The following is a 19,496-nucleotide window of genomic DNA, read 5'->3' on the forward strand; positions in this document are numbered from 1 at the left end:
GCAATCGTTCTGAGGCAGGAGAGCATCAGCAGCGAGACGACGCAGAGCCGCAATGTGCAGGCCACCGTCCTGCCGACGGGATGCTGAAATCGTCGCCTCATGGCGTGTCGGCATCGCCGGTCGGTTCGTACTGCCGGGCGATTTCAACGAGCGTCTCCGGCATGGCGAGACCCGTGATCGGGGTCATCTTCCCGGAGCCGAGGCTGCCGACGAAGAACATGACGTCATGCTCGGCCAGCGGTGCGCCGGTCTCGACGCCGAGCCGGCGCAGCAATCCGTGCACCTCCGCCGGTCTCCCCGTCGCCCAGTGCCAGTTCGCAGGCGATCCGAAATCGGCATGATGCGCCGCGAGACGATCGTGGCTGTCGTTCTCGGGATCCAGCGTCAGGGTGACGAGGCTCGGCATGGCGGGACTTCCCCCGAGGTCGAGGGCGAGCTTGTGCATCACGAGATCGGAGACCGGGCATTGCTCCGGGCAGTCGAGGTAGGAGAAGGAGAGGATGAACGACCGCTCCCCCAGAAGCTCGCTCAGTCCGGTCGCCTTGCCGGACGTGTCCACCAATCGCGCCTCCAGTGACGGGATCGGCACCTGCGACAGCCGCTGGCTTTGCACCTCGGTGCCCGTGTCGCGTCGGTGGGCATCATGGGCACGGGCTGCCGGGATCGCGGCAGCAAGGGCCGCCGCGACGACGACGAGAGCTTCGAGCCGCGCAGTCATGGGTCTTCTCCCTTGTTCTCGACGCGGACGAGACCGGGCACGATGCGGTCGCCGGCTTGCAGCGCAAAGCCGGGCATGACGGGATACTGACCGGGCCCCGGCAGCGTCAGCCGCGCCGTGTAGCGGTTGCTCCGTGCCTCGCGCACCGCGACGACCGGCATCTGCCATGGCCGGTCCAGCGCCATCACCGTGAAAGGGAGTTCGTCGCGCAGTCTCCCGCCGGTTTCGTCGAAATCGAGCCGAATGACGAGATCGGCCGTCCGATCCTTGCCGAGCCGGACCGGCTCGGCAAGGATCGTCAGGGTTCGCTGGTTCGATGCGGTGGTCGGGCCCTCGACGTCGATGCGGAAACAAGCCGAGAGCGCCGCGAGACCCGTCGTGACCACCAGCTCCCACGCGCCGCCCGCCGGCGCCGAGACCGTGGTTTCATAGCGGCCGAGCGTGACCTCGCGCAGGCTGCGGTCGAACAGCGCCATGGCTCGGGGCATGCCGCCCTTGATGCGAAAGGCCGTCATCGGCGGCATGCCTTCCCCCTGTCCGGCCTGAACCACGAACACGGTCTGGGTCGGACGCTGCAGGGCGAGAACCCCGCCACCATGGGAGAGCGGCAGGAGATAGGGGCCGCTGTCCGGCGGCAGTTCGGCGCCCGGACCCAGACGCACGTTCTCGACGCTGGGCGCCTCGCCCGGTGCGACGGCTGCAAGATCGATCACCATCACCGCGGAAAGATCGTCGAGAAGGGCGTAGGCCGTCGTGCCGGCGACTTCGAGTTCGCGGATCGGCCGCTCGAAGGAAACCGCCCCGGCAAGCATCATGCTGGCGATCTCGACGAAGCTCATGGCGCCGGTGCCGGGCATCCAGGCGACGGCAACGCGCTCCAGCGAGCCGATCGCAAGCCGCGTGGCGGGCGCGGGGAGCGCCAGCGGCCTGCTGACGCCGCCGTCGGCGCGACGCAATTCGACGGCCTCCCGGTCCCGCAGCGCAAGGACGCCTGAAGCCTTGGGTGCGAAGACCGCGTCGTCCACCCTTGCTCCACCTGGAAAGCGGCGCGTCGTCCCGTCGACGGCGATCGAAGAGACCGTCCCGTCCTCGCCGATCGCCAGGATGTCCGGCTCGCCGGGCTGAGGTCGACCGTCCTCGGGGTCGGGGGGCAGCGCCGCGGCCCGCATGCGGGCGATCGTCGAGCCCGTTTCGATCGGCATCGCGTCGCCTGCCGGTGAAATGCGCCTGATCGTGCCGCCGGCTCCCGCCCATGTGGCGAGATCGGTCGCCACCAGATGCCGCGCGGCCTCGCCGCCGATCCCCGATGGATCCGTTCTGCCGTCGGTGAGGACGGTGCGCATTCGCCGGCCATCGTCGGCGATTACCTGCATCGCCGCCTGATCGGCGAGGAAACGCGTCGGCACCGCGCCGAGATCGGCGATCGAGACGATGTTGCTGGTGGCGAGATCGAGCCGCGGATCGACCATGGACACATGGGCGTCGTCATGGAGGACGGCGACGAGGGCGCCGTTGAGGTCGATGGCGCCGATCGGCAAGCGGCCGGTGCGGTTGAAGGTTTCGGCGGCGCGGTTGCAGGCGAGGTTCGACCTCTCGATCGGCCGCAGCCAGGCCGCCGGATGCAGCTCGCCGGCGGGCCGTCGGGTTGCCGCATCGGTCAGATCCAACCCGATACGGAAAGCCTCGCCCGAAGCGGGCCGTTCGACCGCCGTCCCGTCAGGCTTCATGAGGTGAAGTTTGACGTCGAGCCCGGCCTTCAGGTCGTCGGCACGGGCGGGCAAAGCTGACGCCCCGGGCCGGGAACCGCCATCTTCCCCGTGCACCACGCCGGGCGTCGCCGCCAGGACGATGGCGGCGGCGAGGCGCAAGATGGGCATTCCGATCTCGCGCCTCATTCTGCCGCGGGTTCCGTGCCCGTCGTCAGAGAAGCGGCGTCGCTGCGCCGGCATTTGGTGGCGTCAGGATCGTCGATCCTCCCCTTCTCCACGACGTCGAGCAGCCCCCAGGTGCCGCCGGCGCGAAGCGGGGCGGGCCCGTCCTGCCAGAGATAGCAGCCTTCGCGCACCGGCCGCGCTATGGAGGCGGTTATCCCCTTGCCCGGCGCGAGGAGCGCCGCATGGGGAAAACCGAACCCCGGAAACAGATCGTCGTAGTCGAGCGCGGTCGTGACGAACGCCCGCTGCCGTGCGCGGCCCGAGGGATGCAGAACCCGGATCACCACCTCCTCGCCGACCTCGGCTCTGAGGATCGGCATGGCGGAGGCGCCGCCACTGCCTTCCTCCCTGGTCCCCTGCTTCGTCCGGTAGAACTCCGGATCGAATTCAAGCGCATTGAGATCGTAGTGCGATTCGATCGTCTCCGGGTTCCGCGCCGGGGCGCCGTCGTCGTCGCGTTTGCCCGTTGTGTCGCCGCGCAGCCTGATGTGGAACGGCGCCGACTGGTAGTTCACGCCTTGTTCGCCGAAATCGTAGCTGTCGTCGCAGACCGGGCAGTCGGCGACGGGACCGCCTTGCGCCGGAAGCCCGTTCGTTTCGGACTCCGAGCCCTTGGTACGCCACTGATCCTTCGAGGCACGGTCCCAAAGGTTCATGCCGTCGCGCCAGAAGACGACGTGCTCGCGCACCCGATGCGTTCCGCCTTCGAAAACGGCGGAAAAGGAGGCGCCAGAATAGATGCCGGTCGGAGGATCGCCGGCCGGCGGATCGCCCGGACCGAGCAGGACCGGCGCTGCACCGATTTCGGCTTCGGCCCGGGCTTTGGCTTGTGCCCAAGTGTCAGCTTCCGCGCCTGCTGTGGGCTCGCTATCGAGAGCTGCCCCCAATTCGAGCATGCGGGCTCTGACCGCGCCGCGGATCGCGTTGGTTCCGATCGCGGAAAATGCGTGATCCCCAGACTGCGGATGCCAATTGGCCGGCTCGATCACCAGCGCTCCCAGAAGCCCATGGGACCCATGGCCGATCACGTCGCCAAAGGACTTGATCGGCAAGGCCCCGAACGCATAGGGAACGCAGGTTGCGACGGAATCGACGTTGTCGGTCGAACCATCGGAGTCGCGCGGATCGGACAGTGCGCAGCCCCTTCGCGCGAGATTTATGACGATGGTTGGCGGAGAATCGGCGTCGCCGGGAGCGCCCCTCGATTCGGGGGCAGACGGGGGCGCTGCTCCCGGAGCCCCAAAACCGGTCCCTCCAGTGAAGTCCCGAATGGATGGCGGCATGGATCGCGCCACCTGCGGCTGTTCGCGATTTTCGAGGACGAACGCAGTCACTCGATCGGCCGCGCGTGTCGCCATCAGCAATTTCTCTCTGCTGATCACGCCTTCCGCAAACATATCAGCTATGAATTTCTTATCGGGTTGACGAAGTGGTTCCGGAAGCTGCGAGTCGGTCGCGCGGCTCGCATCGGCGAGAGTGTTGAGCGCGCCCTCGATTGCCAAGGCCCGGTTTCGACCGACTGGAACGGGTTCGCCGGTAACCGGAAGAGAACGAACCTCCTCTTCGACGAAAGCGATCGCCTCTTGCGGGTCGGACAATGCCGGCGGAAGTTCCTCAAACCCGGTTCCGGCAACTACGACTATGGGTTGTGGAGCTAAGGTCTTCCGAAGTTGCCGGCCGCCAGAGCCGCCTCCAATGCCCGCCAGATACTGCTCGGCAATCTCTCGCTTCTCCCTCTCACTCAGTTCCGGGACGGCCCCGCGACCCGCGTAGAACGTGATGAATTCGGCCTCCGGGCCACCCTCACCTGTGAGTGCGGTCTCCGACTGTGGTCGGAGAGGTGGCATCCTGTTGCTGCCATGGGGTGCGGCGAGGCGATCAATCGGCGTCAGTGTCAGAATGGGCAGCCGAAGCGCCAAACTCGCCGAAGGGCTCAGTAGACGTTTGTGCTCGTCGATCTCGGCATTCGTCAGGTCGGCAATCCAGGTAACGGACCGATTCTGGCAGGATGCATCGCCGACTGGGCAGCTCTGTCTGTCGTCCTCGTTCCACCGCGGATCGACATTCAGTGGAACGATCGGCGGCATGCGTGCGTCGCCCATTTCATCCGCAAGGACAGGAAACCCATAGTCTGGCGACTGGGAATGTGTGGACGATGTATTTTGCTGTTCCTCTGCTAGAGGGGCGCCCTCCTGCCGGGCGTCCTCAAGCGCGTTAACGACCGCCAGATGGACGCAATCGCCGGCGCGAACGCGCAACACAAAGGGGGTGTGGGCTGGCTTTCGTGCGGAAATCCGAATGGGCGCTCCCAGCTGCCTGCGGCCACCTTCCCCGAACTTCATCATGAAGTCGCCGAGCTTGGCTTGGTCGATCGGCTTCTTGTTCGGGTCGTCGTAGTTTCTGAAAACGTCGGCAGGCTTGATCAAGGTAAACTGGAGCCCGTCCGGATCCCGCAAATCGCGGGAGTAGGCGCGATCAGCATCGTTTTGCGCCACGGCCAGCGCGTAGACGTGGCGCGCGTCGGCTGGACAGCTGACGGAGTTGGCTGAATTTGCCGAGGGTTGTAGTCCGAAAACACCGTTCTCGAGTGTGTCGTCAGGCTTCTTGGGTAGTGCTGCGAGGCGGTCGCTGATCTTGCGGCGGTTGCCCATTCCACGGTCACATGCTTTGGCATAGCCGACCGGGTCGACGGAAGACAGGTTATCCTTGGCTAGAAGACAAGCGGTCGTGTCCGGATCAGGAAACCTGGAATTGCCATTCGGATCGTACTCGTCGCGTTCAGGGGCTCCGTACACCCTCAGCAGACCCCAGGCACCGTTCCACAGCGCATCTTGCGATCCAAAATCATAAAGATAATCGCCGCTCGCCAGACGTCCGCCGGGGCTCGTCGCCTGTCCTTCGCTCATGCCGTCGCCATCGCGCGATGGATTGGAGAGATCGGGTTGGAGACCCGAATTCACTCCTCCTCGCGAGGATCCGCCGAACTCGAAATGCTCCGAGATCCCGACTTCCTGGGCCGTGACGACGCCTTCCTGATTGTCGCATTCGGCGATCCGGTGCGTGTAGGCGCGCCAGAAATTCTGCTCGGGCGAATTGTCGGGGAAGGACTGCCAGCCGCGCGACGACCATTGCGCATATTCGCGCGGACGCCCCTCGCGGGCGGCCCCGAATTCCTGGCAGGTCTGGTGCATGGTCGCATAGGCCTTCACGCCCTGCGGCCAGTCGCCCCGCCAGATCGAGTCCCACAGCCGCATCATCGAGGGGAAGGCCTGGTCGATGTTGCGCCGCCAGACGACGCCTTCGAGATTGAAGGTGTGCTGCACCTCCTGCGCACCCTGGATCAGGCGAATGACGTTGCGCTCGCCGGAATAGGTCTCGAGGATCGGCGTCGCGGGATCGAAATGCTGGAGCGACGAGAAGACGTTCGCCATGTCGCCTTGCTCGTCGGTTCGCTGGTACTCCACCGAACAATCTCGGAATGCGGCGATATCCTCGACGCCTGCCTTGTTGCCGAAATCGGCTCCACCGACGGTCAAATTTCCTTCGAGCCGAGGTGCTCCGATTGATGCCTTCCTCGGGTCGAAGCGAACGACGGTGCCGTCGGCAAGCGTTCGTTCGTAAAGGCCGTCCCCTATCGGGACAGCGTCAGTCGGTACAGGCGCCAGCGCCATGTCTGGCTGGGCGAGCGGCTGAAGACGGCAGTCCGTCAGACCTCCATTGTTCGCTAGTTTGGTGCCGACCCTCAGCGGAATCGGCTCGCCGCGATAGTTGACGAGATAGGGGTCGTGATGATCGACGGAGATCGACTCCGGCCGTTCGGGCGGCGCCACGGGAGACGCGAATTCGTCCGCATCCGAATCCGGCTTCTCGCCGGCGGCGCCGCGCCTATAGGCCAGCAGATGCTCGGACAGTCTGGACTGATCCTCGGCGGTCAGCAGACCGGGACGATAGGAGCCCTGATGCGTGTCCTTGATTCGACCGCCCGCGTGCCAGGACGGCGGGACGTTTTCGTCGGCGAACCATTCCCCGCCGGACTGTTTCATCGCCGAGCCGCAAACGTCGTCGAGGAGTTTTGGCTGGTCTTTGAACATCAGTTCGCAGGTCAGCGTCGCCATGCCTGCGCCGCTGAACTCCTCCCACTCCGAAGCGTAACCCGGCCGCTTCTGGGGGAAGAGATCCTTCTTTGTTTCACTGTCCCGCGGGTCATAGAGCAGCGCGAAGTCGGCGATCGCGAGCATGAATTCGCGGAAGTCGGGATGCACCTTCTGGTCGGCCGCGTTCACCACGCGCTTCCGCGTGCCGATGTCGATCTCCGAGCCGTTGACGAGGCCGAGATCGCCAGCGACCCGCTGCGGGCTTTCGCTCGTCCCGTCCGGCTTCGTCCATTGCGACCCGCGGGGTTCGATCACCAGAGCGGTGTAGTAGCCGTGCTGCTGGATCGACGAGGGGCCGAAATGGTCGTGGCTGAAGACTGTGCGCATGGTGCGGTCGACCACGCCGCCTTCCCCGTCGTCGGAAAGGATCGGATCGGCGAACCAGCGCTGGACGGTGGTCTGGAAGCGATCCTCGTTGGTGGAGCGCTTCATGCGCCACCAGTTCTTATTGGCGGGTTCGCTCGGCCCCTCGTCGCTTTTGCAAAGATCGGATGGTCGAAGCAGATCAAGTGCGCCAGGGTTGCGGGTCGTGACGATGTCGCCGCCTGATACCGATTCCGCCGCGCAGATGCGGCTCGCCACCTCGTCGGGGGCGAAGGTGCCGTCCTCGTAATTGAAGCCGTTGCCGGAGCCGTCCGAAGAGGTGACGTCGAACTTCACCAGATGAATATGCTGGCCGATCGTGTCGGTCGGCGTCTTGACCTGGAAGTCGTCGAGTTCGAGTTCCTTCGGCAGTTCGTTGGTGTGGCGGAACTCCACGCATTCACCCGACAGCGCACGGAAGAAGAACGGCTCCTCGCGCGCCGAGACGAGCGGCGAGATCGAGGCGCCGGGAAAGCCTGCCTCTTCGTCGTCCTTGAACCGGTCGGACGCTTCGGTCAGCACGGCGATGCGCGCCTGCGGGTCGTGCCAGCCGGCCCGGTTGGTCACGAGGTCGAGCTGGACGGCCGAGACCTCGAAGCGCCGGAAACCCGCGAGGCCGACATCGAAGGGAAATTCGGTCAATCCGGCCCGGTAGGGAGCGCCGGCGACCAGGGGATCTGCCTGGGGGCGCTTGCCGCTGCCGGCGGTGCCGCCGCAGGGATCGGCGAAGGGGGCCCCCGGCTTCGGCGGCGCGCCGTTGACGGCAAAGAGGTCCGTCGACTGGGTGAGCGAGCCGAGGGAGGGCGAGCGAAGGGATTCGTAGGATCCGACCAGCGGGCGGCCGGACGGCGAACCGTCGGCCTTCCTCAGCTCGAGCGCCGTGCCGGCCTTGTGCTTGCCGTCCGTGTCGCGCGAGGGCCATGCCTCGCCGTTGAAATGAAACCCCATCGCCGCGCGTTCGAGCGGCGTTCCATCATAGGGCAGGAGTTCCAGTTTCGCCTTTTCAAGATGGGCTGAGAAGTCGCCGAGAGCGAGCATCTTGGCGACAAGTTGCGACCAGACGCGTTCGCGCTTGCGTTCTTCGGCGTTTCTTGGCGTTGAGCCGTCTTCCGTCGTCGGCAGTGGAAGCTTCGCTGGTTCTGCATTCTCTTGCGAGAGTTGGGGCGGAAGCTCACCGATCCCCAGTTTCCGTGTCGCCCCGTCCTGCACCACATGGCGCGGCAGGCCGGCATCGGCATAGGCCCCGGTAACTTCGTCCGCCCCGTTGCGTTTGCGGGCAATGTCCATCGGCGCCTGGGGCGGGCGGTGGCCGGGACGCCCGGCCAGGGTGAATGGATAGCCGGGCATGGCCGCAGCTTTCGTCTCCGCCGTGGTGCCAGGGGATGCCGCAGCCGGAACGATCTCCGCAGGCGGATTCTTCGCCTTATCCACCACCGCCGAGACCGTCTCCTCGCCTTCGTATGTCGGCAGCAGCGGCAGTGGCTGGTTCGGCAGGGGCACGATGGCCGGGATCGGAGTCCCGACGGTGTCGCCCGCCTTGCCGCCGGCGTCGGGAGCGACCCATGCGCCGGTCCATGGATCGACGCTGCCCGGACGGCGCTTGAGGCCGTCGAGCGCGCGCTCCGCCAACGAAAGCCCTTTTTCCGCCTGACCGTCCGGCAGCTTGCGGGTGCCGTCTTCCAGGACGTCGTGGACCCGCCACAGCTCCCACATGCCTTGGGCGAAATGCGGGTAGAGATGGCAGTGGAAGATCGAGTCGCCGATGGTCCGGTTGCGGTTGCCGGAGCCCATCGTCTCCCACCACCCCTTGCCCGAAGGCTGCTGGCCCGGCGCATAGGCCATCAGGCCGCCGTGATAGATGTCGTAGGTGAAGCCCTGGCGTGGGGCGACCGTCTGGCTGTCGAGATAGGTGCCGCGGCCCTGGTCGTTGCCGGCGAACCACTGGTGGGCATGCAGGTGGAAGACGTGCGTCTCCTTCGGCCCGGCGTGGAAATTGCGGAAGCTGACGGGATCGTTGAGATAGGAGTGATGGACGTTCGACGGATCGTCCGAGAACTGTTCGAGCAGCGCCGGATCGCCGTTCGCCCAGGAGGTCAGAAAGAACTCCTCGTAGAGACATTCGGCGCAGTCGGCCGCCGGCCCGATATTCTTGCGGTTGGCGAGGATCATCGCGCCGAGCCCCGACGAGCCGTAGTTGATCGCGAAACCGTCGCGGACGCCGGCGAGTTGGCCGAACTGGCCGAGTTCCTCGAAATTGCGGGTATAGAAGGTCTTGAGTTCGTCGTGGAAGAAGACCGAGAACTCGCGGAACTTGACCTCGCAGAACTCCGCCTGATGTCTTGGATTTCCGCCGGCGGCGCAAGCCGCGCGCCCCTCCTCGCTCATCGTTGCGGTGTGAACGCTCAGGCCTTGCGGGCCTGCCGCGAACCCCCGATCCGGCGAGTAGGTTCCGGCCGGGCGAAAGACGACGGCGTTGAGATCGGAGTGGACGATTTCGATCCATCTCGCGCGATCGAAGTCGGATTGAGAGACGAGCTGCTCGGACGAATTCGCACCAACGAGCGGCCGGGTCGGCTTGGCGAGGTTCAGCAGCGGATCGCCGTTGCGGTCGACCGCCTCGTAGTCGATCGCACCGTTGCGGGCGTGGCGGATCGGCTCCGGACCGGCCGGAGCCCAGGCCGCATCGAAGACGCCGGCCGGCACCTGGCTACGATACCAGCGGGTGTGGCGCTGCTCGGCGACGACGGCGCCGAACAGGCCGTGGGTGATCGAGCCGCCATTCCCCTCGCCGCCGGCGGGCGCGGCATCGGAGGCCATGAAGTAGGTGCCTTCACGGTCCACCTCGAACTGGCAGTCGACCGCCTTGCCCGGCGCGATGGCCTGAAGGCCGCGACAGGCGCGCAAGGCCTCGATCGACGGGCCGGCTCCGGGGAAGCGACCGGCCACGGCAACCAGCCCGTCGATCGAGAACGCCACTCCTCGGGTTCTGGGCCAATTCAGATCCGTTTTGTCGGCATCCTTCATCCCGGTCTCGGCCGAGTTTTCCCGGCAGAGGGCCTCGCCGTGGCGCAGGAGCTCTTCATCGCCTTCGGACACTGCAGGCCGGACCGCGCTCCGCAGCCCGTCGCGCGTCCATTCGCCGTTTTGGCAGAAGGTCTTCGACAAACCCGGTTGCATGTCGCGCAGAAGATTGCGCACGCGCAGAACGAGCACGTCTCCGGCATTGGCTCGCAAGACGAGCGGCCGGGGCCGCTTGCAGTCGCGCAGACGAACTTTTCCGGCCTCCAGCCCATCCGGGTTCAAATTGGGCAGGAGCCGCCCACTTTCTGCCGTCTCGTCATTGACGCGCATGTCGCACAGTTGCGCATCTGGCTGGGGTTCGCTGCCACGATCGTCGATTTTGACGACGTCGCGGCTGAGCGCGAAGATCATGCCGAACGGATTGAAGGAGCCGAAGCGATTGTAGACCAGCATATGGTCGAGCGCCGCGACATCGGCACAAACGATGCGCCGTCCGGACCCGGCGCCCGACAGGCTCTCACAGGAAAACTGCGATGATGTCGCTTGCGGGGCTTCTTCCGCCGAAGCCGGTGTGATCGGAGCAAGGCAGAGGGCGAGGACGAACAGCGCTCCCGCATGCCTGGTCGAGGATGCTGCAACCATCGGCGTTTTCTCCCGCAAGGGAATATGAGTTTCTCTATGGCAGGTTGTCTTGTCAAGCGAAGCTGCCGAGAATTGGGGCATCGTTTGCTGCGATATGACGCGGAAAATCGCGTTCATTCGATCGGGCGGAGATCCTCCGGCGTCGTCTTTCCGACGCGTGGCTGGCGTGCCCTTCCGTCCACAAGAAAACGGTCGTGCGGCCCTCGATGCTTTCGAGTCTGTCGAACTCTCTGAAAATTCAGAGACTTGAGAGGACAGCTTTCGTCCTGTCGCCTGATCGGAAGCTGCCGGCCATACCCGGTTCGAGCCGTGCCGGTTGGGTCGGAAAGGGAGGTTGGCCGACGACGACTTGCGGCGACCGATGCCTGCCGTTGAGGCACGTAAAGTCTTCGTCCTGTCGGCGAATTGATCCTCGGCGTGACCTGCCGCCGCCCCGACCCGCGAGCGCGGGACGATCGAGCACCCTCTCGTCATGCCGGTGACGCTCTCCGGGATCATCGCGAGACGGATCGGGCCGATCTGTGTCGTCGTTCTTTTCGCCCGCCTCCGCGCTTTCGAGCAACGCGGTGGCTGATCGTCCGCCCCTGCGTTTTCGGCGGATCCGCCGCCGGTCCGGAGCGATTGATCCGGATCAAGGTCGGTCGGTTTTCCCCTCTTAGGATGCGGCGCAACATTCGATCACAGGGACGGCCGCGTTTTTTGAAGGGCCGGGTCGCGTCACGATGCCGGAAGAGATGGAAACGGGCGAAGTCGTCGCCGTCAGGGGCGCGGTGGTCGACGTTCGCTTTGACGAGAGGCTGCCGCCGATCGAAAGCGCTCTCGTCGTCGCGGCGGAAAAGCCGGGTGCCGAGCCGATGGTTCTCGAGGTTCACAGCCATCTCGACCCGCGCACCGTCCGGGCGGTCGCGCTGCAGGCGACGGCGGGGCTGAGGCGCCATGTCGCCGTTCGCGCAACCGGTGCGCCGATCACGGTGCCGGTGGGCGAGGCCGTGCTCGGGCGGCTTCTCGACGTGCGCGGGGCGATCCGCGACACGGGCCCGGCGCTTGCCGCCGATACGCCGAGGCGCGCCATCCACAATCGGCCGCCGCCGCTGATCCAGGCCGGGGAGAGCGCGGGCGGCGGCCTGTTCGAGACCGGCATCAAGGTGATCGACTTCTTCGCCCCGCTCTCGCAGGGCGGCAAGGCCGCGATGTTCGGCGGTGCGGGCGTCGGCAAGACGGTTCTGGTGATGGAGCTGATCCACGCCATGGTCGAAAAGTATCGCGGCATCTCGGTCTTCGCCGGCATCGGCGAGCGCTCCCGCGAGGGCCAGGAACTGCTCACCGAGATGGACCGCTCCGGCGTGTTGGCCAGGACCGTTCTCACTTACGGTCAGATGAACGAGCCGCCGGGGGCGCGCTGGCGCGTGCCGATGACGGCACTCGCGATCGCCGAGCATTTCCGCGACGAGAAGCACCAGAACGTGCTCCTGCTCATGGACAACGTCTTCCGCTTCCTTCAGGCGGGGTCGGAAATATCGAGCCTTCTCGGGCGGCTGCCCTCCCGCGTCGGCTATCAGCCGACGCTCGCGAGCGAGGTGGCGGCCCTGGAGGAGCGGATCGCCTCGGCTTCGGGCGCCGCGGTCACGGCGATCCAGGCGGTGTACGTGCCGGCCGACGACTTCACCGATCCCGCCGTCACGGCGATTTCGAGCCACATGGACAGCGTCATCGTCTTGTCGCGCGCCCTGGCGGCGGAAGGCTTCTATCCGGCGGTCGATCCGCTCGCCTCTTCCTCGGCGCTGCTCGATCCCGAGATCGTCGGCGACGAGCATTACGCCCTTGCCGAGCGCGCGCGCCAGGCGCTCGCGCGGTTCAAGGAGCTGCAGGACATCATCGCGCTTCTCGGCGTCGAGGAACTGGGGCCCGAAGACCGGACGACCGTGCGTCGCGCGCGCCGCCTGCAGCGCTTCTTCAGCCAGCCCTTCGTGGTGACGGAGGCTTTCACCGGCATGGCGGGACGAACCGTCGCGCGGTCCGACACGCTGGCGGGCGTCAAGGCCATTCTCGATGGCGAGGCCGACGATTGGGCGGAGGATTCCCTCTACATGGTCGGCACGCTGGACGATGCCGCCAGGAAGGACGCTGCCTCGAAAACCCCCGGCGGCACGAAGGACGCGCCGGCATGAAGCTGATGATCGTCGCACCGCTCGCGGTGATCCTCGACGAGGAGGACGTCGCGGCCATTCGTGCGGAAGACGCTTCCGGTTCCTTCGGCATCCTGCCGGGCCACGCGGATTTCCTGACCGCACTTGGTCTTTCGGTCGTCAGTTGGACGAGCCGGGACGGCGGGCGGCATCACTGCGCCGTGCGTCGCGGCGTCCTGACGGCCGAGCGGGGCGACGGCGGAAAAGGCGGGCGCGTGACGGTGGCGACCCGCGAGGCCATTCTCGGCGACGACCTTTCGAGCCTTCATGAAACGGTGCTCGCCCGCTTCGAGGCCGATCTGGAGGACGAACGCCGCGAGCGGGTCGAAGCAAAGCGGCTGGAGCTCGCCGCCATACGCCAGATCATGCGGCATCTGGGGGATGGGTTCCGCGACGGAGCGCGCGGATGAGCGAGACGCCCGAGGAGATCGGCGAAGAAGGGGGCGAAAAGCCCCTCGCGCCGAGGCCGAAGGACGGCCTGGCCGACTCCGTCGAGCTGCGCGCCGAGCGCCACCGGCGCTGGCGGCGAGAGGGCGAGCCGCCGATCGCTCATCGCCTCGCACAGATCGGCGTCCTCGGCTGGATGGTCGTGACGCCGATGCTGATCGGGCTGTTCGTCGGACGCTGGATGGATCAGGCGCTGGGCTCTCGTCTGACGTTCACCGGCGCGCTGCTGATGGCCGGGACCGGCCTGGGCGCATGGTCTGCCTGGAAATGGATGAACCGAAGCGAGGGATGAAACGGACATGGCCTTCGACGTCGCTCTTCCCGAATGGACGGTCGTGGCGGGACTCCCGCTCTGTCTTCTCGCCGGCGTGGCGCTCGGCCTCGCGCATTTCGGCGCGCTCTGGCGGCAGGCGCAGGCGCTTGCGGGCAAAGTCCGGCCGAGCCGCGCGGCGGCGGAGGTTCTGGCTCGTTTCGCCGTGCTCGTCGCCGGCTTCGTCGCGGCAAGTCTTCTCGGGGCAGGACCGCTTCTCGCGCTCGCGCTCGGCGTCATGATCGGACGCTGGCTGGTGATGCGCCGGGTGGAGAGGGCCGACCCATGAACGCGCCGCTGACGACCGAGCCGCTCTTCATGCTCGGACCCGTTGCGATCTCCGCGCCGGTGGTCGTCACATGGGCGCTGATGGCGCTGCTCGTTCTCGGCTCGATCCTCGCCACGCGCAGGCTCTCCATGAAACCATCGACCCTGCAGGCCGCGCTGGAAATGGTCGTCGAGACGATCGACGGGCAGATGCGCGACATCATGGAGGCCGAGCCCGACCCCTATCGCGCGTTCGTCGGCACGCTCTTCGTCTTCATCCTCTTCGCCAACTGGTCGTCGCTGGTGCCGGGTGTCGAGCCGCCGACGGCCCATCTCGAAACCGACGCGGCACTGGCGTTTCTCGTCTTCTGCGCGGTGATCGTCTTCGGCATCAGGGCGAATGGCGTCCTCGGCTATCTGAGGAGCTTCGCCGCGCCGACCTTTCTGATGATCCCGCTCAACCTCGTCGAGACGATCACCCGCTCGCTCTCGCTCCTCGTCCGCCTCTTCGGCAACGTGATGAGCGGTGTCTTCATCGTCGGCATCGTCCTGTCGCTCGCCGGCCTGTTCGTTCCGATCCCGCTGATGGCGCTCGATCTGCTGACCGGTGCGGTCCAGGCCTACATCTTCGCGGTTCTCGCGGCCGTCTTCATCGCCGGCACGGTTTCCGAGGGGCGGCCCCACGCCGCCTCGTCTTCCGAAAAGTCCTGAAAGGAAAACACCATGAACTGGCTCGCCTTTGCCAGCATCATCGGGGCGGCGCTCGCCGTCGCCTTCGGAGCGATCGGCCCGGCGCTCGCCGAAGGCCGCGCCGTCGCCGCGGCGCTCGATGCGATCGCCCGCCAGCCGGAAACGGCCTCGACCATTTCGAGGACGCTCTTCGTCGGTCTCGCCATGATCGAGACGACCGCGATCTACTGCCTCGTCGTCGCGCTGCTTCTTCTTTTCGCCAACCCCTTCGTCTGACGTCGGAAACATGACCATCGATTGGTGGACGCTCGGGTTTCAGACCGTCAACGTCCTGATCCTGATCTGGCTGCTCGGCCACTTCTTCTTCCAGCCGCTGTCCGACATGATCACGGCACGCAAGGCCGCGGCGGCTGGCATCCTCGACGAGGCCGAGGCGGCCCGAACCGACGCCAGACGAGAACTTCGGGCCATCGAGGAAACGAGGGCCGGCTTCGCCGCGGAGCATTCGGCGCTCGTCGAAAAGGCCCGAAGCGAGGCCGAGGCGGTGCGGGCGGGGATGATCGAGGCAGCGAAAGCGGAGGCCGCCCGGCATCTGGAGGTGGCGAAGGCTGACATCCTGGCCAAGCGGCAAGCCGAGCGCACGGCTCTCGAAGCCGATGCCGGCCATCTCGCCGTCTCGATCGCCGAGCGGCTTCTCCGCCGCCTGGAGGGCGAGGCGCTCACCCGGGTTTTTCTCGACGATCTCGTGAGGGAGATCCGCCGCCTGCCGGAGGCCGAACGCCGGACGCTGACCGCCGATGGCGTCCGTTTCACCGCGGTCAGCGCCGCCCCGTTGAGCGAGGACGACCGGGCTCTCTGCCGCGACCGTCTCGCAGAGGCGCTCGGTCGGGCACCGGACCTTACCTTCGAGACCGACGCGTCGCTGATCGCCGGCTTCGAACTGAAGGGCGAGCATCTGTCGGTCGCCAATAGCTGGCGGGCCGATCTCGAAGCCGTCCGCGCGGAACTCGATCGAGGAGTTCACTGATATGGCAAGCGAAACGCAAGGCGATCTTCGCGCCACCCCGTGGCTGGATCGCATCCGGCAACGGGTCGACGCCGCCGCGGTCGGGCCGAAGGCCCGGCAGATCGGCCGGGTGGAGGAGGTGGGCGACGGGATCGCCCTGGTCTCCGGCCTCGCCGAGGCCCGGCTCGACGAACTCCTCGATTTCGGTGGCGGGCGCTTCGGTTTCGCCCAGGTGCTGGAGGAGGACCACGTCGGCTGCGTGCTGCTCGATACGGGCGAGGGCATCGAGGCCGGCGATCGGGTTTCGGGCACCGGCGACGTGCTGCGTGTCCCCGTGGGCGAGGGGCTTCTCGGCCGGATCGTCGATCCGCTCGGACGCCCCCTCGACGGCAAGGGCGAGATCGCCGGTGCCAGGCTCGAGCCGATCGAGCCGCCGGCGCCGGAGATCGTCGCCCGCGACGCGGTCACTCGGCCGGTGCAGACCGGAACGCTGGTCCTCGACGCGCTGTTCGCGCTGGGGCGCGGCCAGCGCGAACTCATCATCGGCGATCGTGCCACCGGCAAGACCACGGTCGCGCTCGATGCGATCATCAGCCAGAAGCAGAGCGACATCGTCTCGGTCTATGTCGCCATCGGCCAGAAGAGCAGCAACGTGCGCCGGGCGATCGAGGCGATCGCGGCCCATGGCGCACCGGAGCGCACGATCGTCGTCGTCGCCGGCCCCTCGGATGCGCCGGGCCTGCAATGGATCGCGCCCTTCGCCGCCATGACCATGGCCGAATATTTCCGCGACCGAGGCGGACATGCGCTGATCGTGATCGATGATTTGACCAAGCACGCGGCGACCCACCGCGAGATCGCGTTGCTGACCCGCCAGTCGCCGGGACGCGAGGCCTATCCGGGCGACGTCTTCTACGTCCATGCACGGCTTCTGGAGCGCGCCGCCATGCTGTCGAAGGAGCGGGGCGGGGGCTCCCTGACGGCGCTTCCCATCGCCGAGACCGACGCCGGCAACCTGTCGGCCTATATCCCGACCAATCTGATTTCGATCACCGACGGACAGATCGTGCTCGACGCGAAGCTCTTCAACCAGGGGCAGAAGCCGGCGGTGGACGTCGGCACCTCCGTCAGCCGCGTCGGCGGCAAGACGCAGGCCAAGGCCTTGCGCGAGGCGGCCTCCACCATGCGCCTCGACTACGCGCAGTTCCTCGAACTCGAAATGTTCACCCGCTTCGGCGGTCTCTCCGACGCCCGCGTGCGCGGGCGTCTCGCGCGCGGATCCCGCATCCGCGCGATCCTCGGTCAGCGGCCATCTCGTCCCTACCGGTTGGCCGAGGAGGTGGCGCTGGTCTCGGCGGTGCAGTCGGGCCTCGCCGACGACGTGCCGATCGAGGCGATCTCCGCCTTTGCCGAGGCGGTCCGTGAACGGATGGGGGCCGAAGCTCAGGAGGTCGTCCGTCAGGTGGAAGGGGAGGGAACTCTGGACGAGGCGGGAGAGACTGCGCTGAGGAATTGGCTCGGACGGCTCGTTCGGGAGTTTTCCGCAAATGCGCCGGAGGGCGCCGGCCAGGGACGATGAGCGAACGCCTCTCCGACGTCTCCGCCCGGATCGAGGGCATCCACCAGCTCGGCAGCGTGGTGAACGCCATGCGCGGCATTGCCGGCGCGCGCATGCAGAAGGCCCGGGCGGAGTTGAAGGCCGTCGACGCCTATTCGGCCACCATCGAGCAAGCACTCGGCCGGGCTCTGGCGCTGTTGCCGCCCTCGTCTCCCGATCCGGCCGCGGGCGAGGGCGCGACGGCTCTCGTCGTCTTTGCCGGCGAACAGGGTTTTGCCGGGGCGTTTTCGGAAAAGGTGCTGGCAGACATCGCCGACGAGACCAGCCCGGTCTTTCTCGTCGGCACGCGCGGCGCCGTTCTCGCGGCCGAGCGGGGCATCGCCCCTTCCTGGCAGCGGCCGCTGCCCGCCCAGTCCACCGGCATTCCGAAGCTCGCGAGCGACCTCGTCGACGCGCTTTATGAGCGGATCGCCCTGGGGGCGGTCGACCGCGTCGAGACGATCTATGCCGAGGCGTCGCTTTCGGGCGAGTTGACCATCCGCCGGCGACAGCTGCTGCCGCTCGACCCGAATGCGATTCCTGCCGCGCAGGAGCCGGTGCCGCCGCTTCTCAACCTTCGGCCCGACGCCCTCGTCGCCGAGATCACGGCGGAGTTCCTGACGGCGCGACTGACACGGGCGGCGCTCCACGCCTTCGCGGCCGAAAACCAGGCACGCATGAATGCCATGGCCGGCGCGCGCCGCGACATCGACCGCCGGCTGGGCGAACTCGAAGCCGTCTTCCGCCGCGTCCGCCAGGAGGCGATCACGGCCGAGATCGTCGAGCTCGCCGCCGGCTCGGCGGCTGCGGCCGGCGGATCACCGAGATGAGGCCGAGGCGAGCACGAGAGCGGCGGGCGCTCGGAGCCGTCGCTTCCACGCGGCCGCAGGATGAATGGTATCGCGCCTTCAGGGCTCGTCCGGCGCGGCGAGTTGCTTGCGGATCGCCAGAAGCTCCTGCCTCCGTTCGTCCGATGTCGCCGGATAGCTGAGGCCGAGGCCGTCGAGGGTCTCCAGAATGATCTTGGAGATGATCAGACGCGCGTTCTTCTTGTCGTCGGCGGGCACGACATACCAGGGCGCGGCGGTCTTGCTGGTGGCACTGAGACATGCCGAATAGGCGTTCATGTAGCTGTCCCAGAACCGGCGTTCCTCGATGTCGGCGAGGCTGAACTTCCAGTTCTTCTGGGGTTCGTCGATCCGCGCCAGGAATCGCTTGCGCTGTTCCTCCTTGGACAGATGCAGGAAGAACTTCACGATCCGCGTGCCGTTGGCGCTCAGATGCCGCTCCAGATTGTTGATCGAGCGGTAGCGCTCGGACCAGACCGCGTCGTTGGCGAGTTCGGCATTCGAGAAGCCCTCGCTCAACAGGATCTCCGGATGGACGCGTACGATCAGCACTTCCTCGTAGTAGGAGCGGTTGAAGATGCCGATCTTCCCCCGTTCGGGAAGGTTGCGCGTCGTGCGCCAGAGAAAGTCGTGTTCGAGTTCCCGTGCGCTCGGATGCTTGAAGCTGAAGACCTGGCAGCCCTGCGGATTGACGCCGGACATGACGTGCTTGATGGCACCGTCCTTTCCGGCTGCGTCCATCGCCTGAAAGATCAGGAGTACCGCATGGCGACCCGACGAGTAGAGCATCTGCTGCAGGGCAGACAGCCGCGACACATGCTCGTCGAGGATCGCCTTGTAGTCGTGCTTGGATTTGTAGACCGGATCGACGTCGGTCGGCCATCGATCGAGATCGACCAGCGTCCCCTCGGCGACGCGAAATTTGTTCGCCTTGATGTTCATGTCCCAGTCTTCCTCCTTCGGCTTTCCCGCAGACCGCCCGATGCGGGCCGGGGCTGCCGGCCTGCGGCCCGCCCGCCGGCGGCATTCGGGCGAGAACGTGCTCGCCGCTGTCGACCGGGATCACCCTGCTGGTGATCCCGCGTGCCGCATCGCCGACCGCGATCTCGTCGAAGATGCGGTTCTCGATCACGGGCCGGCTTCAGTTAGATCAGCCGGTTGCGGAAGACTACCATTCCCCGCGTCGCTGCGAGGTCCCTGCCGACCACCAGGGAGCCGGGAGCGGCGGGCTTGCCGCTGATCGCCTCGATCCAGTCGGCCTTCATGTTTGCGGCTCCGTCGATGAAGTTCGCACCGAAACCCGAAATCGGGCC

The 19,496-nt window shown here is 66.6% G+C and carries 15 protein-coding genes; 10 read left to right on the forward strand and 5 right to left on the reverse strand.

The features are described from left to right. Positions 1–97: 97 nt before the first annotated feature. Genes LZD57_RS12330 through LZD57_RS12340 form a run of 3 tightly spaced genes read right to left on the reverse strand, consistent with a single transcriptional unit; the run spans position 98 to position 9,338 of the window. Complete coding sequence (locus LZD57_RS12330; RefSeq protein WP_233718831.1) at positions 98–718, reverse strand: SCO family protein; 621 nt, start codon at positions 716–718, stop codon at positions 98–100. Beyond that, positions 715–2,595, reverse strand: coding sequence for a hypothetical protein (locus LZD57_RS12335; RefSeq protein ID WP_233718833.1), 1,881 nt, complete (start codon positions 2,593–2,595; stop codon positions 715–717). The genes LZD57_RS12330 and LZD57_RS12335 overlap by 4 nt, the downstream gene beginning before the upstream one ends. A gap of 14 nt (positions 2,596–2,609) precedes the next feature. Continuing rightward, positions 2,610–9,338, reverse strand: coding sequence for a cupredoxin domain-containing protein (locus LZD57_RS12340; RefSeq protein ID WP_233718835.1), 6,729 nt, complete (start codon positions 9,336–9,338; stop codon positions 2,610–2,612). Between the two features lie 57 nt (positions 9,339–9,395). Between LZD57_RS12340 and LZD57_RS12345 the strand changes: the two genes are divergently transcribed. The 10 genes from LZD57_RS12345 to LZD57_RS12390 all read left to right on the forward strand — a co-directional run bounded on the left by LZD57_RS12345 (position 9,396) and on the right by LZD57_RS12390 (position 18,165). Beyond that, a complete protein-coding gene (locus tag LZD57_RS12345) occupies positions 9,396–10,727 on the forward strand; it encodes a hypothetical protein (protein WP_233718836.1) in 1,332 nt (443 codons plus the stop codon). A gap of 839 nt (positions 10,728–11,566) precedes the next feature. Then, the gene (gene atpD / locus LZD57_RS12350; RefSeq protein WP_275949677.1) at positions 11,567–13,000 is read left to right on the forward strand and encodes a F0F1 ATP synthase subunit beta; all 1,434 of its coding nucleotides are present in this window, start codon (positions 11,567–11,569) and stop codon (positions 12,998–13,000) included. After that, a complete protein-coding gene (locus tag LZD57_RS12355) occupies positions 12,997–13,428 on the forward strand; it encodes a F0F1 ATP synthase subunit epsilon (RefSeq protein WP_233718839.1) in 432 nt (143 codons plus the stop codon). Before atpD ends, LZD57_RS12355 begins: the two co-directional genes overlap by 4 nt. Continuing rightward, the gene (locus tag LZD57_RS12360) at positions 13,425–13,757 is read left to right on the forward strand and encodes an AtpZ/AtpI family protein (protein WP_233718841.1); all 333 of its coding nucleotides are present in this window, start codon (positions 13,425–13,427) and stop codon (positions 13,755–13,757) included. The genes LZD57_RS12355 and LZD57_RS12360 overlap by 4 nt, the downstream gene beginning before the upstream one ends. Positions 13,758–13,764: 7 nt before the next feature. Next, on the forward strand, positions 13,765–14,064 hold the full coding sequence (locus LZD57_RS12365; RefSeq protein WP_233718842.1) for an ATP synthase subunit I: 300 nt from the start codon (positions 13,765–13,767) through the stop codon (positions 14,062–14,064). Continuing rightward, positions 14,061–14,753 carry a F0F1 ATP synthase subunit A gene (locus tag LZD57_RS12370; protein WP_233718844.1) on the forward strand — a complete coding sequence of 231 codons (693 nt, stop codon included), beginning with the start codon at positions 14,061–14,063 and terminating at the stop codon, positions 14,751–14,753. The genes LZD57_RS12365 and LZD57_RS12370 overlap by 4 nt, the downstream gene beginning before the upstream one ends. 12 nt (positions 14,754–14,765) lie before the next feature. Then, positions 14,766–15,008, forward strand: coding sequence for a F0F1 ATP synthase subunit C (locus tag LZD57_RS12375; protein ID WP_233718845.1), 243 nt, complete (start codon positions 14,766–14,768; stop codon positions 15,006–15,008). 10 nt (positions 15,009–15,018) lie between these two features. Then, complete coding sequence (locus LZD57_RS12380; protein ID WP_233718847.1) at positions 15,019–15,759, forward strand: F0F1 ATP synthase subunit delta; 741 nt, start codon at positions 15,019–15,021, stop codon at positions 15,757–15,759. A gap of 1 nt (position 15,760) precedes the next feature. Then, on the forward strand, positions 15,761–17,317 hold the full coding sequence (locus LZD57_RS12385; RefSeq protein ID WP_233718848.1) for a F0F1 ATP synthase subunit alpha: 1,557 nt from the start codon (positions 15,761–15,763) through the stop codon (positions 17,315–17,317). Further along, on the forward strand, positions 17,314–18,165 hold the full coding sequence (locus LZD57_RS12390) for a F0F1 ATP synthase subunit gamma (protein ID WP_233718850.1): 852 nt from the start codon (positions 17,314–17,316) through the stop codon (positions 18,163–18,165). The genes LZD57_RS12385 and LZD57_RS12390 overlap by 4 nt, the downstream gene beginning before the upstream one ends. Before the next feature lie 78 nt (positions 18,166–18,243). Here the strand turns inward: LZD57_RS12390 and LZD57_RS12395 are convergent, their stop codons facing one another. Both LZD57_RS12395 and LZD57_RS12400 read right to left on the reverse strand, forming a co-directional pair. Then, the gene (locus tag LZD57_RS12395; protein WP_233718851.1) at positions 18,244–19,125 is read right to left on the reverse strand and encodes an ADP-polyphosphate phosphotransferase; all 882 of its coding nucleotides are present in this window, start codon (positions 19,123–19,125) and stop codon (positions 18,244–18,246) included. 203 nt (positions 19,126–19,328) lie between these two features. After that, a complete protein-coding gene (locus tag LZD57_RS12400) occupies positions 19,329–19,490 on the reverse strand; it encodes a hypothetical protein (protein ID WP_338034690.1) in 162 nt (53 codons plus the stop codon). Positions 19,491–19,496: the final 6 nt, after the last annotated feature.

The organism is Jiella avicenniae (genome assembly GCF_021390325.1).
Classification (GTDB): domain Bacteria; phylum Pseudomonadota; class Alphaproteobacteria; order Rhizobiales; family Rhizobiaceae; genus Jiella; species Jiella avicenniae.

Coding starts and splice junctions, on each gene's coding strand:
- LZD57_RS12380 (WP_233718847.1), top strand. CDS start 15,019: ATGACCATCGATTGGTGGACGCTCGGGTTTCAGACCGTCAACGTCCTG.
- LZD57_RS12335 (WP_233718833.1), bottom strand. CDS start 2,595: ATGCCCATCTTGCGCCTCGCCGCCGCCATCGTCCTGGCGGCGACGCCC.
- LZD57_RS12390 (WP_233718850.1), top strand. CDS start 17,314: ATGAGCGAACGCCTCTCCGACGTCTCCGCCCGGATCGAGGGCATCCAC.
- LZD57_RS12370 (WP_233718844.1), top strand. CDS start 14,061: ATGAACGCGCCGCTGACGACCGAGCCGCTCTTCATGCTCGGACCCGTT.
- LZD57_RS12375 (WP_233718845.1), top strand. CDS start 14,766: ATGAACTGGCTCGCCTTTGCCAGCATCATCGGGGCGGCGCTCGCCGTC.
- LZD57_RS12330 (WP_233718831.1), bottom strand. CDS start 718: ATGACTGCGCGGCTCGAAGCTCTCGTCGTCGTCGCGGCGGCCCTTGCT.
- LZD57_RS12385 (WP_233718848.1), top strand. CDS start 15,761: ATGGCAAGCGAAACGCAAGGCGATCTTCGCGCCACCCCGTGGCTGGAT.
- atpD (WP_275949677.1), top strand. CDS start 11,567: ATGGAAACGGGCGAAGTCGTCGCCGTCAGGGGCGCGGTGGTCGACGTT.
- LZD57_RS12395 (WP_233718851.1), bottom strand. CDS start 19,125: ATGAACATCAAGGCGAACAAATTTCGCGTCGCCGAGGGGACGCTGGTC.
- LZD57_RS12360 (WP_233718841.1), top strand. CDS start 13,425: ATGAGCGAGACGCCCGAGGAGATCGGCGAAGAAGGGGGCGAAAAGCCC.
- LZD57_RS12365 (WP_233718842.1), top strand. CDS start 13,765: ATGGCCTTCGACGTCGCTCTTCCCGAATGGACGGTCGTGGCGGGACTC.
- LZD57_RS12340 (WP_233718835.1), bottom strand. CDS start 9,338: ATGATCCTCGCCAACCGCAAGAATATCGGGCCGGCGGCCGACTGCGCC.
- LZD57_RS12355 (WP_233718839.1), top strand. CDS start 12,997: ATGAAGCTGATGATCGTCGCACCGCTCGCGGTGATCCTCGACGAGGAG.